This window comes from Enterobacter sp. T2, from assembly GCF_010692925.1.
GTDB lineage: Bacteria > Pseudomonadota > Gammaproteobacteria > Enterobacterales > Enterobacteriaceae > Enterobacter > Enterobacter kobei.
Genome location: NZ_CP048736.1, coordinates 2899172 through 2911827 on the forward strand (window position 1 = coordinate 2899172; position 12656 = coordinate 2911827).

16 protein-coding genes are annotated in these 12656 nt (G+C 52.6%); 9 read left to right on the forward strand and 7 right to left on the reverse strand.

Annotated features, from left to right (window positions below; genetic code table 11):
- Position 1 precedes the first annotated feature (1 nt).
- Together G0034_RS13850 and azuC are read right to left on the reverse strand one after the other, a co-directional pair.
- Positions 2-253, reverse strand: coding sequence for a DUF2766 family protein (locus tag G0034_RS13850; protein ID WP_014884363.1), 252 nt, complete (start codon positions 251-253; stop codon positions 2-4).
- 109 nt (positions 254-362) lie between these two features.
- Positions 363-446, reverse strand: coding sequence for a stress response protein AzuC (gene azuC, locus G0034_RS13855; protein WP_014884364.1), 84 nt, complete (start codon positions 444-446; stop codon positions 363-365).
- A gap of 237 nt (positions 447-683) precedes the next feature.
- Here azuC and yecR point away from each other — a divergent pair, with 237 nt between their 5' ends.
- Together yecR and ftnA are read left to right on the forward strand one after the other, a co-directional pair.
- Complete coding sequence (gene yecR / locus G0034_RS13860) at positions 684-1022, forward strand: YecR family lipoprotein (protein WP_014884365.1); 339 nt, start codon at positions 684-686, stop codon at positions 1020-1022.
- Between the two features lie 197 nt (positions 1023-1219).
- Positions 1220-1717, forward strand: coding sequence for a non-heme ferritin (gene ftnA / locus G0034_RS13865; RefSeq protein WP_014884366.1), 498 nt, complete (start codon positions 1220-1222; stop codon positions 1715-1717).
- A 36-nt stretch (positions 1718-1753) separates the two neighbouring features.
- Here the strand turns inward: ftnA and G0034_RS13870 are convergent, their stop codons facing one another.
- The gene (locus G0034_RS13870; protein ID WP_179120971.1) at positions 1754-2095 is read right to left on the reverse strand and encodes a PM0253 family protein; all 342 of its coding nucleotides are present in this window, start codon (positions 2093-2095) and stop codon (positions 1754-1756) included.
- 231 nt (positions 2096-2326) lie between these two features.
- Here G0034_RS13870 and tyrP point away from each other — a divergent pair, with 231 nt between their 5' ends.
- The gene (tyrP, locus tag G0034_RS13875; RefSeq protein WP_023338447.1) at positions 2327-3538 is read left to right on the forward strand and encodes a tyrosine transporter TyrP; all 1212 of its coding nucleotides are present in this window, start codon (positions 2327-2329) and stop codon (positions 3536-3538) included.
- A 33-nt stretch (positions 3539-3571) separates the two neighbouring features.
- Here tyrP and G0034_RS13880 read toward each other — a convergent pair whose 3' ends face one another.
- Complete coding sequence (locus G0034_RS13880; protein ID WP_014884369.1) at positions 3572-4240, reverse strand: YecA/YgfB family protein; 669 nt, start codon at positions 4238-4240, stop codon at positions 3572-3574.
- A gap of 413 nt (positions 4241-4653) precedes the next feature.
- On the opposite strand from G0034_RS13880, the gene G0034_RS13885 reads away from it, so the two are divergent.
- The 5 genes from G0034_RS13885 (at position 4654) to G0034_RS13905 (ending at position 9660) form a co-directional block, all read left to right on the forward strand.
- Positions 4654-5775: a branched-chain amino acid ABC transporter substrate-binding protein gene (locus tag G0034_RS13885; protein ID WP_014884370.1), complete on the forward strand. Its 1122-nt coding sequence runs from the start codon at positions 4654-4656 to the stop codon at positions 5773-5775.
- 99 nt (positions 5776-5874) lie between these two features.
- Positions 5875-6789 carry an ABC transporter permease subunit gene (locus G0034_RS13890; RefSeq protein ID WP_179120972.1) on the forward strand — a complete coding sequence of 305 codons (915 nt, stop codon included), beginning with the start codon at positions 5875-5877 and terminating at the stop codon, positions 6787-6789.
- A gap of 11 nt (positions 6790-6800) precedes the next feature.
- Positions 6801-8075, forward strand: coding sequence for a high-affinity branched-chain amino acid ABC transporter permease LivM (livM, locus tag G0034_RS13895; RefSeq protein ID WP_179120973.1), 1275 nt, complete (start codon positions 6801-6803; stop codon positions 8073-8075).
- Entirely contained in the window at positions 8072-8947 is an 876-nt protein-coding gene (locus tag G0034_RS13900; protein WP_014884373.1) for an ATP-binding cassette domain-containing protein, read from the forward strand. The genes livM and G0034_RS13900 overlap by 4 nt, the downstream gene beginning before the upstream one ends.
- Positions 8944-9660 carry an ABC transporter ATP-binding protein gene (locus G0034_RS13905; RefSeq protein ID WP_045135357.1) on the forward strand — a complete coding sequence of 239 codons (717 nt, stop codon included), beginning with the start codon at positions 8944-8946 and terminating at the stop codon, positions 9658-9660. Before G0034_RS13900 ends, G0034_RS13905 begins: the two co-directional genes overlap by 4 nt.
- 381 nt (positions 9661-10041) lie before the next feature.
- On the opposite strand, the gene G0034_RS13910 is transcribed toward G0034_RS13905, so the two are convergent.
- Positions 10042-11022: an IS5-like element ISKpn26 family transposase gene (locus G0034_RS13910; RefSeq protein WP_000019473.1), complete on the reverse strand. Its 981-nt coding sequence runs from the start codon at positions 11020-11022 to the stop codon at positions 10042-10044.
- A gap of 87 nt (positions 11023-11109) precedes the next feature.
- Between G0034_RS13910 and G0034_RS13915 the strand changes: the two genes are divergently transcribed.
- A complete protein-coding gene (locus G0034_RS13915; protein ID WP_179120974.1) occupies positions 11110-11571 on the forward strand; it encodes an OB-fold protein in 462 nt (153 codons plus the stop codon).
- 515 nt (positions 11572-12086) lie between these two features.
- Here the strand turns inward: G0034_RS13915 and G0034_RS13920 are convergent.
- Together G0034_RS13920 and G0034_RS13925 are read right to left on the reverse strand one after the other, a co-directional pair.
- Positions 12087-12407 (reverse strand): hypothetical protein, encoded by a 321-nt coding sequence (locus G0034_RS13920; protein WP_063666318.1) that lies wholly within the window; start codon positions 12405-12407, stop codon positions 12087-12089.
- Positions 12407-12646 (reverse strand): hypothetical protein, encoded by a 240-nt coding sequence (locus G0034_RS13925; RefSeq protein WP_045621393.1) that lies wholly within the window; start codon positions 12644-12646, stop codon positions 12407-12409. Before G0034_RS13925 ends, G0034_RS13920 begins: the two co-directional genes overlap by 1 nt.
- Between the last annotated feature and the right edge of the window lie 10 nt (positions 12647-12656).

A 12656-nucleotide genomic window follows, 5' to 3' on the forward strand; every position in this document is an offset into this window, starting at 1 on the left:
ATTAATGCGACTCGCCCTGCGGGGTGAAGCGCAGCTCAATCAGCGCGATGGCTTTCTGGATCGCACGAAGCGTCACCGGGTCAGCGGCGGCAGGATGGCTGGTGAAATCAATGTTTCTCAGCTGCGTGGACATCTTCTCGCGGACTTCAACCGGGGCAATGACATCCAGAACATCAAGGATTTGCTTAATAACCAGCTGACAGGCAACAACGTCAGAGACCAGTTCCTGATCGGCGCTCAGGTTTTGTGACATGGGGCTTCTCCTTATTTAAAGGCCGCCATAGTATCAAAACGCAGCCCCTGACATCTCCCCTTCGTCACCAGCAGGGACAAAAAAACCCGCCGAAGCAGGTTTTTTTTTATCAGAACATGGCGCCCGGCGGCACGTCTTTAAAGGTGCGGCAGTAATTGGCCCACATACTTTTGAGGATTTTGCGCAGTTTCATTGTGATGCTCCATTAACTTGTCATACAGCTTTATCGTCAATGCGCCTATAATATGACCACCATCACAAAAATCAATGTTTTTGTGACATGCATCACAATTCAATTTACTGCAACACCTGTTAGCCAGCAAAACCGCGAACAAAATCAAAGAGAGAAGGCAGATCGTCCGGCTATTCCTGGCATTGGGCTACGTCTCTGCGGGTACGATAACGTATCTCCATCCACTCAGAGCGAACCATGAAAAGAGTCATCGTAGCCGGTACGATCCTGCTGCTCGCGGGATGCAGCGTTAACCGTCAGGCGGAAATCAGTAGCCTCGACGCACCAAACGGCATTGTCCGCCTCGATTACGGTCAGGCCGTGCTGCAAAATGCCTGGTCTGACGAATATGTAAATAACGGCACCGCAGTGAAAGCCTGTCAGGGTATGGGGTATGCCACCGCGTCTGCCTACGGGCAACCCGTCAAAACCTGTACGCTGATAAGCGGCTCTTTGTGTCTTAACGAAAGCGTGACCATTCAGTATAAATGCATGGGTTATGCCGTTAACCCTAAGTCAAATAATCCCTGGTATTAATCCAAGCTGCCAGCGTTTGCTGGCACTTTATTTAACTAAGAACAAAAACAATTCGCATTAATATAAAACCGACAATGCGTTTTATTCCCATTCGTATTTTAAAGTAATGAATATTTATTTTACGTTTTGCAAATAATTAAATAACAAATTATAGTGTCGCTCATTGTGAACCAGTAATAATAACCCGGAGCGTCACCATGCTGAAAACTGAAATGATCGACAAGCTCAATGCGCAAATGAACCTTGAGCTCTTTTCATCCCTTCTCTACCAGCAGATGAGCGCCTGGTGCAGCTACCACAGCTTTGAAGGTGCGGCCGCGTTTCTGCGTCGCCATGCGCAGGAAGAGATGACCCACATGCAGCGCCTGTTTGATTATCTGACCGACACCGGCAGCCTGCCGCGCATTGAGACCGTGGCCTCGCCTTTTGCCGAGTATAATTCTCTCGATGAACTGTTCCGCGCCACCTACGAGCACGAACAGCTGATCACGCAGAAAATTAACGAACTGGTTCATGCGGCAATGACCAGCCAGGATTATCCAACCTTTAATTTCCTGCAATGGTATGTGGCAGAACAGCATGAAGAAGAGAAGCTGTTTAAATCCGTGCTGGATAAATTATCCCTGGTGGGTAAATCAGGTGAAGGTCTTTACTTTATTGATAAAGAACTTTCCACTCTCGATACACAGAATTAATTTCAACGCGGTGCGGGTTTCCTGCACCGCGTTAATTTACATACATCCTGCGCAGCTGGTACAGCGCCAGTCATAGGGATTGACGGCCTGATAAAAATAGCGGTAGCTGGCCGTCTCAAGCGGAATACCCACCTCGAAAAACAGGTCTGTCAGCCAGTCAACGTTTTCGATAATCCACTCATCTTCCTGTAAGCCTTGTGCAAAGGTTTCATCTTCAGGATCAATAACCGAATAGATTGCCCAGGTGCCCATATCCTTTTCGCGGCGGGACTCAGGCAGCGTCAGAGGCTGGTTCTGCCAGCTTATTATCCAGTGTCCATGGCACAACAGATTACCTCCCCGGCTCCATGCCGCCGTAAATGGATTCTCCCCCGCCATAAAAAACCCTCACATTATTTTATTATTTGCACGAGTTGTTTACGTTACGCCTGAAATTTGCGCCGTGACATTGCTCTTATGAAGTAGGTATCGCCCCATTAAGGATCACAGTACGCCTAACCTGTAAATATTTAATTACACACCTTGTAACGGTGATTTGACGAATTACTGCTTTTCCCTTACTCTGCGCCGCAGAAATTGTCGCGATTCACCATCGTTGTAGAGGAAAGCGTGAAAAACAGAACCCTGGGAAGTATTTTTATCGTCGCCGGAACGACGATTGGCGCAGGAATGCTGGCAATGCCCCTGGCTGCTGCAGGTGTGGGATTCGGGATGACGCTGCTGCTTCTTGGCACACTCTGGGCGCTGATGTGTTACACCGCGCTGTTGTTGCTTGAGGTTTACCAGCACGTGCCCGCCGACACCGGTCTGGGTTCACTGGCGGCGCGCTACCTGGGACGCTACGGTCAGTGGATAACCGGCTTTAGCATGATGTTCCTGATGTACGCCCTGACTGCCGCGTATATTAGCGGGGCCGGGGAGCTCATCGCCTCCAGCGTCAATGACTGGTTTGGCTCTGACATTACCCCGGCGACGGGGGCAATCTTCTTTGCGCTCATCGGCGGCGGCGTGGTCTGCGTGGGGACCTCGCTGGTCGATCTGTTCAATCGTTTTCTCTTCAGCGCCAAAATTCTGTTTCTGATTGTCATGCTGGTCCTGCTGGCACCTCATGTGCACAAGGTTAATCTGCTGACGTTGCCGCTGGAAAAAGGGCTCGCACTTTCCGCTATCCCGGTGATTTTCACCTCGTTTGGCTTCCACGGCAGCGTACCGAGTATTGTCAGCTATATGAACGGTGATATTCGCAAGCTGCGCCGCGTGTTTGTTATCGGCAGCGCGATCCCGCTCATCGCCTATATTTTCTGGCAACTGGTGACGCTGGGCAGCATTGACTCTTCAACCTTTATTGGACTCATGGCGCAGCACGCTGGCCTGAATGGTTTTCTGCTGGCACTGCGCGAGGTCGTCACGTCTCCTCACGTGGAGCTGGCGGTCCACCTGTTTGCCGACCTGGCGCTGGCGACCTCGTTCCTGGGCGTGGCGCTCGGCCTGTTTGATTACCTGGCCGACCTGTTCCAGCGTCGCAATACGGTTAGCGGGCGGTTACAGACGGGGGTAATTACTTTCCTGCCGCCGCTCGCGTTTGCGCTGTTTTACCCACGCGGGTTTGTGATGGCGCTGGGTTACGCCGGCGTGGCGCTGTCGATCCTGGCACTGTTACTCCCTTCCCTGCTGGCATGGAAGAGCCGCCAGCAGCATCCTCAGCAGGGGTACCGCGTGGCGGGAGGAAAACCGCTGCTAGGCATTGTGTTTAGCTGTGGGGTGGTGATTATTCTGGTGCAGGTATTGATTGCCGCCGGCATGTTGCCGGAAGTGGGTTAAATAAAAAAGGGGCTATCTTTAGCCCCTTTTTTATCAATGCAAACAGCAGCTCTTAAACTTCTTCCCGCTGCCGCAAGGACACGGATCGTTACGCCCGACCTTCGTACCGTTCACAATCGGCTTCTTTGCTTCCGGCTGCTGCGGGTTATCTACCCAGTATTGATATAAACGCAGTGCCGCTGGCTGGATGCGCTCAATGCTGGCGATATAGTCTTCTTCGCTCAGTTCATCCAGCTTCTCGCTGTTCTCTTCCGTACCGTGCAGGGCAATCACCTCGAGATCGGCCTTCAGAGACTCCGGCAAGGCTGACCAGTCCGTCAACGCCACGCCGCGCATATAGCCATAGCACCACTCTTCCACCACGGTGTAGCTCTCACCATCGACGTCATTATATCCAAACATCGGCTCAAACTGGTCCGGGTATTCGCTCAGCCGCTCAGCAATGTCGTTCATATGCTTAAAGCAGAGATCGATAAAACGGTTCATTTCACGATCGTTTTTCCAGCGCGGAATGTATTTCTCCCCGCCCCACACGGCCACCAGCCAGGTATCTGGCTCAACGACAACAGGGCCGGAAAGCACTGCGGTAAGCATGCCGTCCAGTTCGGATACGTCAATCACGGACGCATCGTCATGGCCGTAAGACATGAGAGTCTCTTCCAGCCATGCCATTTCGCTTTCATTTAATGGACCTTCTGTCATCGCGGACACTCCTGATAAAAAGGAAAAGATCCTAACACAGTTCTCACGCCGTTCCCGGCTGAAGTTTAGGTCTTTATTGCTGCAAAAGTGTGCAAATCGTGACCCTTGCACAACTTATGGGCTTTAATGTTAACGATATGTGATCTCCGCTGTAATTTCTTCTCCTGCCGCAGGGCGGCAGAACGCGGCGCTCTATACTCAAAGATGTCATAACCCCGTCAAGGGGTTAACCATTCTGGCAACGTTTTTGCTTGCTGTTCTTCGCGCGACGCTGCGCATGGAAACCTCGCCGTATCATGCAGGATGCCGTTCGTTTAGTGCATTTTGTTCTTGCCCGTGTTTTGGATTGGCTGCGCCCTGGGCGTTCAGGTTTACGCCGTGGTGCAAAAACCTCTTTGCTAAGGAACATAATAATGTCGCTGAAATTAATCAGAACTCCCCTGTCTCTTGTGTTAGCTGGTTGTCTGGTGACGGCGTTTTCCGCCCGGGCAGATATCGTGATTGGTGTCGCCGGGCCGTTTACGGGACCCAATGCCACCTATGGCGATCAGTACTGGCACGGCGCAACGCAGGCCGCTGAAGATATTAACGCTGCCGGCGGGATTAACGGTGAGAAAATCAAGCTGGTTCAGGGTGATGATGCGTGCGAGCCTAAACAGGCCGTGGCTGTCGCCAACCGCTTAGTCGACCAGGATAAAGTCAACGCCGTTGTCGGCCATTTCTGCTCCTCATCGACCATGCCCGCCTCTGAGGTGTATAGCGATGCGGGGATCATTTCCATTACCCCCGGCTCGACGAACCCGCTGATCACCGAACGCGGTATGAGCGATATGTTCCGCATGTGCGGCCGCGATGACCAGCAGGGCCAGGTTGCCAGCGACTTCATCATCGATAAGCTGAAAGCCAAACGCGTGGCGATCATTCACGATAAAGACACCTATGGGCAAGGGCTGGCAGACGCCACCAAAGCGGCACTGGCGAAACGCGGGGTCAAGGATGTGATGTACGAGGGGTTATCGCGCGGTGAAAAAGACTTTAACGCGCTGGTGACGAAGATTGGCGCGCAAAAACCGGACGTGGTGTTCTTCGGTGGCTGTCACCCGGAAGCCGGTCCGCTGGTTCGCCAGATGCGTGAACAGGGCGTGCAGGCGAAATTCTTCTCCGGCGACTGCATTGTCAATGAAGAGATGGTGACGGCGGCGGGCGGCCCACAGTATACCAACGGCATTTATATGACTTTCGGTAAAGATCCTCGCCTGATCCCGGACGGTAAAGCAGTGATTGAGAAATTCCGCGCCGCTAAATTCGAACCGGAAGGTTACACCCTCTACTCCTATGCTTCCGTGCAGGCCATTGCTGCTGCGTTTAAAGCCACGGGCGGCAAGGACTCCGCCAAAGCCAGCGAGTGGCTGAAAGCGAATACGGTCGACACGGTGATGGGTAAAAAAGCCTGGGACAGCAAGGGCGATCTGAAAGTCTCCGACTACGTGGTTTACCAGTGGGACGACAAAGGAAAATATAAGGAAGTGCAGTAACGGGACGGAATCACGCTCAACGTCGGCGGGCCTGCCTGCCGGCGCGTAATAAACATCAGGCTGCGCACCACGTGCAGCCTATAAAACGAGCGCGCTAAGATGAGTACATTCTTCCTGCAGCAGTTAATCAATGGCTTAACGCTGGGCTCCGTCTACGGCCTCATCGCCATCGGCTACACCATGGTGTATGGCATTATCGGGATGATCAATTTCGCCCACGGCGAAGTGTATATGATTTCCGCTTACCTCTGCGCCATTGGCCTGGCGCTACTCTCTTTCTTCGGCCTGCAGTCATTCCCCCTGCTGATACTGGGAACGCTGGTATTCACCATTGTCGTTACGGGGGTGTACGGCTGGACCATCGAGCGTATTGCTTATAAGCCGTTGCGGAACTCTACGCGCCTGGCGCCTCTTATCTCTGCCATCGGGATGTCGCTTATCCTGCAAAACTACGCGCAGCTGAGCCAGGGGCCGCGCCAGCAAGGAGTGCCAACCATGCTCGACGGCGTACTTCGTCTGCATCTGGGCGCGGGTTTTGTGCAAATAACTTATACCAAAGTATTTATCCTGGTCGCCTCGTTTGCCGGCATGCTGGTGCTGACCTGGATAATCAACCATACCCGGCTGGGGCGGATGTGCCGCGCGGTACAGCAGGACCGTAAAATGGCCTCCATTCTGGGGATCAACACCGATCGGATTATCTCCCTGGTCTTTGTCATTGGTGCGGCCATGGCGGGCCTGGCAGGTGTGCTCATTACCATGAATTACGGCACCTTTGATTTCTACGTCGGGTTTGTGATTGGCATTAAGGCGTTTACCGCAGCGGTGCTCGGCGGGATTGGCTCCCTGCCGGGCGCGATGCTCGGCGGGTTGATTCTGGGCGTCGCCGAGGCGCAATTTTCCGGCATGGTGAACTCCGATTATAAAGATGTGTTCTCGTTTGGCTTACTGGTTTTGATCCTGATTTTTCGCCCTCAGGGTCTGCTTGGCCGCCCGATTGTCGCCAAAGTGTGAAGGAGAATACGATGACCTCTCACGGCTTTTCGCTTAAGCGCTGTATTCTGGACGCCATTTTTTCCGGCCTGATTGCGTTAATCATTTTTGGCCCGATTGCCGGCGTGGTGCTGGACGGATACAGCTTTAACTTCGCCGGGCAGCGACTCGCATGGATAGTCGGCATCGTTATGCTGGGTCGTTTTCTGCTGAGCGCTTTTTTAGGTACCGCCCCAGGCGCACGTTTCCAGGCACGTTTTGAAGCCGACAGCGCAGGTGTTTATGTCCGGCCACCGGAATACAAAAGCCGCATGCGCTGGATTATTCCCCTGGTGATTGCCGTTGCCATTTTCTTCCCGTTTGTCGCCACCAAATATGTGCTGACCGTCGCCATTCTCGGGCTGATCTACGTGCTTCTCGGGCTGGGGCTGAACATCGTCGTGGGTCTGGCGGGTTTGCTGGATCTGGGGTATGTCGCTTTCTATGCGATTGGTGCGTACGGCCTGGCGCTGGGGTATCAGTATCTCGGCTTAGGCTTCTGGAGCATGCTGCCGCTGGCGGCCATTATGGCCGCTGCCGCGGGCGCCCTGCTCGGTTTTCCAGTACTGCGCATGCACGGCGACTATCTGGCCATTGTCACCCTCGGGTTCGGGGAGATCATTCGCCTGATCCTGAACAACTGGCTGACGTTCACCGGCGGGCCTAATGGCGTGTCGGCCCCTCCTCCTACCTTTTTCGGCCTTGAGTTTGGACGACGCGCAAAAGAAGGCGGCGTGCCTTTTCACGAGTTTTTCCACCTCACCTATAACCCGAACATGAAGTTTATCTTCATCTATACGGTGCTGTTTCTGGTGGTAATGCTGGTGCTCTATATCAAGCACCGCCTGACGCGGATGCCGATCGGCCGGGCGTGGGAAGCCCTGCGGGAAGACGAAATTGCCTGTCGCTCCATGGGGCTCAATCATGTGCTGGTCAAGCTTTCGGCCTTTACGCTGGGCGCATCGACTGCGGGCATCGCCGGGGTATTCTTCGCCACCTATCAGGGGTTCGTGAACCCGACATCGTTTACCTTCTTTGAATCCGCGCTGATCCTCGCCATTGTGGTACTGGGCGGCATGGGGTCTACGCTTGGCGTGGTGCTGGCCGCCTTTGTGCTGACGGTCACGCCGGAACTGCTGCGCAGTTTTGCCGAGTACCGGGTCCTGCTGTTTGGCATGCTGATGGTGGTGATGATGATCTGGCGTCCACGCGGTTTGATCCGCATTAACCGCAGCGGATTTGCCGTGCGTAAGGGTGTCGCGCCATGAACGAAACGATATTGCGCGTTGAACATCTGATGATGCACTTCGGCGGGATTAAGGCGCTAAACGACGTCAACCTGGACGTGCAGCGCGGTTCCATTACTGCCCTGATTGGGCCAAACGGGGCGGGAAAAACCACCGTATTTAACTGCCTGACAGGCTTCTACAGAGCCTCCGGCGGCAATATTTTATTTACCAGCCGCAATAAGACGACCAACGTCATTCAGGTACTCGGGCAAAAATTTCAGCCGGGTGACTGGATTAACCCCGCGCAGTTCGGGCAGCGTCTGTTCTATAAAATGTTTGGCGGAACCCACCTGGTCAACCGCGCCGGGCTGGCGCGCACCTTCCAGAACATCCGTCTGTTTCGCGAGATGTCGGTCGTGGAAAATCTGCTGGTCGCACAGCATATGCGCGTTAACCGTAATCTGCTCGCCGGGATCGTTAATTCCCCGGCCTACCGTCGGGCGGAAAGCGACGCCCTCGACAGAGCTTTCTACTGGCTGGAAGTGGTCGATCTGGTGGACTGTGCCAATCGCCTGGCGGGGGAGATGTCGTACGGTCAGCAGCGGCGCCTGGAGATCGCCCGGGCAATGTGTACCGGACCGGAGATGATCTGTCTCGACGAACCTGCCGCCGGGCTAAACCCGGTTGAAACGCATAAGCTGAGCAGCATTATTCGTTTTCTGCGGGATCATCATGACATCACGGTATTACTGATTGAGCATGACATGGGGATGGTGATGGAGATTTCGGACGATATTATCGTGCTCGACCACGGTGACGTGATTGCCAGGGGGAAACCCGCGCAGATCCAGCATGATGAAAAGGTCATTGCCGCCTATCTGGGCACGGATGAAAGCGAGGTCACCCTATGAGCGAACCGCTGCTGGCCTTCCGCGAGGTGGATGTGTTTTACGGCGTGATTCAGGCGCTGAAACAGGTCTCACTTGAGGTGAATACAGGAGAAACCGTGGCTCTGATTGGCGCAAACGGCGCGGGTAAATCGACATTACTGATGTCCATCTTTGGCCAGCCGCGTATCCGCAACGGACAGATCCTTTATCGCGGCGAAGACATCAGCCATAAATCCACCCACTACGTCGCCTCCGGCGGCATTGCGCAGGCACCTGAAGGCAGACGTATCTTTCCGGATATGACCGTCGAAGAGAACCTGCTGATGGGGACCATCCCGATTGGCAACCAGTTTGCGGCCGAAGATATGCAAACGATGTTCGATCTGTTCCCTCGCCTGAAAGAACGGCGTAAACAGCGCGCGATGACCCTGTCCGGCGGAGAACAGCAAATGCTGGCTATTGCCCGGGCGCTGATGAGCCGTCCGACGCTGCTGTTGCTGGATGAGCCCAGCCTGGGCTTAGCCCCGATTGTGGTGAAACAGATTTTCCAGACGCTGCGCGAGCTGGCCCGCAACGGGATGACGATCTTCCTAGTGGAGCAGAATGCGCACCACGCGCTGAAGCTTTCCGATCGCGGGTATGTGATGGTTAACGGGCAGATCCGCCTGAGCGGCAGCGGCGAGGAGCTGCTGGGCAATCAGGAGGTGAGGAAGGCGTATTTGGGTGGGGTGTGACGACACGATGTTCATGCACCATTGAACCAGCTTTATACTGTAACATCGGCAATTCAGCGGCATTTCATGACGTATATCGCTGCACTTATCCTCATTTAAGCCACAACAATGCTTTCACTGAAACAGTGATAAAATAATTTACTCGCGTAAATTCTTTTTATAGGCAATAAGCGTCCTTATGCGATAAAGTAATAAGGTGAAATTCTCACATTATTTTCGCAGCAAAACTATTAGGGAAGGTGCGAATAAGCAGGTCATTTCTTCCCAAGCTGACTCGCTGATTAAAATTTCGCGGATCTGGGCCGATTTTTTTCCCGCAAACACATCGAATCAGCCTATTTAGGCTATTTTTTCCACCATTTCTGGCGTTATTTCCGGTTTTTACTGAGATCTCTCCCACTGACGTATCATTTGGTCCACCCGAAACAGGTTGGCCAGGGTGAATAACATCGCCAGTTGGTTATCGTTTTTCAGCAGCCCTTTGTATCTGGCTTTCACGAAGCCGAACTGCCGCTTGATGATGCGAAACGGGTGCTCCACCCTGGCACGGATGCTGGCTTTCATGTATTCGATGTTGATGGCCGTTTTGTTCTTGCGCGGATGCTGCTTCAAGGTTTTTACCTTGCCGGGACGCTCGGCGATCAGCCAGTCCACATCCACCTCGGCCAGCTCCTCGCGCTGTGGCGCTCCTTGGTAGCCGGCATCGGCTGAGACAAATTGCTCCTCTCCATGAAGCAGATTACCCAGCTGATTGAGGTCATGCTCGTTGGCCGCGGTGGTGACTAGGCTGTGGGTCAGGCCACTCTTGGCATCGACACCAATGTGGGCCTTCATGCCAAAGTGCCACTGATTGCCTTTCTTGGTCTGATGCATCTCCGGATCGCGTTGCTGCTCTTTGTTCTTGGTAGAGCTGGGTGCCTCAATGATGGTGGCATCCACCAAAGTGCCTTGGGTCATCATGACGCCTGCTTCGGCCAGCCAGCGATTGATGGTCTTGAACAATTGACGGGCCAGTTGATGCTGCTCGAGCAGGTGGCGGAAATTCATGATGGTGGTGCGATCCGGCAGGGCGCTATCCAGGGATAATCGGGCAAACAGGCGCATGGAGGCGATTTCGTACAGGGCATCTTCCATGGCACCGTCGCTCAGGTTGTACCAATGCTGCATGCAGTGAATACGCAGCATGGTCTCCAGCGGATAGGGCCGTCGGCCATTGCCCGCCTTGGGATAAAACGGCTCGATGACTTCCACCATGTTTTGCCATGGCAGAATCTGCTCCATGCGGGAGAGGAAAATCTCTTTTCGGGTCTGACGGCGCTTAGTGCTGAATTCACTATCGGCGAAGGTGAGTTGATGGCTCATGATGTCCCTCTGGGATGCGCTCCGGATGAATATGATGATCTCATATCAGGAACTTGTTCGCACCTTCCTTAGCTAACAGGTGATTTCATGAAGAAATTTATTAAATGGATTTTTTATATCTTTATTGCTTTGATGATTCTGGGATATATCGTCGGTAAAAACGACAAATCGGAAGCAGGCGCGACTTCGTCTTCTGCACCAGTTACGGATACGCAGAAGTCAGTACCGCAAAAAGAAGTGTTTACGACCTCCGCAAAACAGCTTTTTAAAGCTTATGAAGAGAATGAAGTCGCAACCGATGAAAACATGAAAGGTAAGCTCATCTCAGTCAACGGGGTTGTTCAGTCCATTGATAAAGATTTTACAGACTCAATTATCATCGGCTTACAAACAGACAATCAGTTCATGCCTGCACGAATGGAGATGGAAAACTCAGAAAAGGCTACTGCCGTAGCATTGAAAAAAGGACAGCAGGTCACTGTGATTTGTAAAAAAATGATCCGAGTAATGGGTGCACCTTCTGGGCGAGATTGTATATTCGCAAAATAACGAATCGGGAGGGTTACCCTCCCATTCCATTCTTCCGAACGCCTGCTGTCGCCCACATCATGCCATTCACCAATACCTGACATGTTTATATAATCCCCCTTATTCCACACACCAACTCCGTTGCAGTATCGGGGCAACATAACAATATGTAGACGCAATGATGTAATCGGTAAGCTGTACTTGCGAAAAGTGGGAATAATGGGAGAGTGAAATTAGAAAATAAAAAAACCACCTTTCGGTGGTTTATACGACACTGCTTATTGCTTTGATTATTCTTTGTTTCCCATGGTAGCCGGAGTGGGACTTGAACCCACACAGCGCGAACGCCGAGGGATTTTAAATCACGCGTGTTATCTATGATAATCATGCACATACGTGTATTTTTCGCCATTAATTCATAATTTTAAGATCAAATGAATCAATAGCTTACGGTTATCAAAATGTCATAATGGCGAAAATTTTTCGCTCCGCGAACCGAAATTTGGTGTGGGGAGAATGGGGGTTACACCCATACCTTAAATGGCTGGGCAATCATCGTTCCAAACCCGGTTGAGACTGTGCGTTAGCACTCCAAAAACCTCAACGGCATCCAACGCATCCCCTTCTATCGCTTCACCATCTTGAGTAATCAGCGCGTGGCCCATTAGCTTCACGAACTGGTTTCTCCCGTCCATGCTAACCAGCAACGTATCCCCTCCTTCAGGTTTCAGACTGACGTTAATAACGGCCCAGCCGCATGAAGTTTCAATAACCCGGCAGTTGTTATCCACACCGCAGATAACATCTATCGTCATGCGCTGCTCCTGATAATCCATGGCTGGCGATGGAAATCCCATTAGAAAACCCTCCCCATGTTACGCAGGATCCAGTATCGGTTCTCACTTCCGTTTGTTGTCTTATCGGCGAAGTCCGGCTGGTATCGCTCGATCCATGAATTTGCATCCTCCTGGCTGAAATGCCAGTGCCTCTCCTGCAGTTCGGCGATGAATTTGCCTGTATGCAGGCAGAGATAGCCCTTCGGGTTTTGCTGTATGGCCGCAATAAAAGCGGAACGAATATCTGGTTGACGAGGCATGAACGAACCC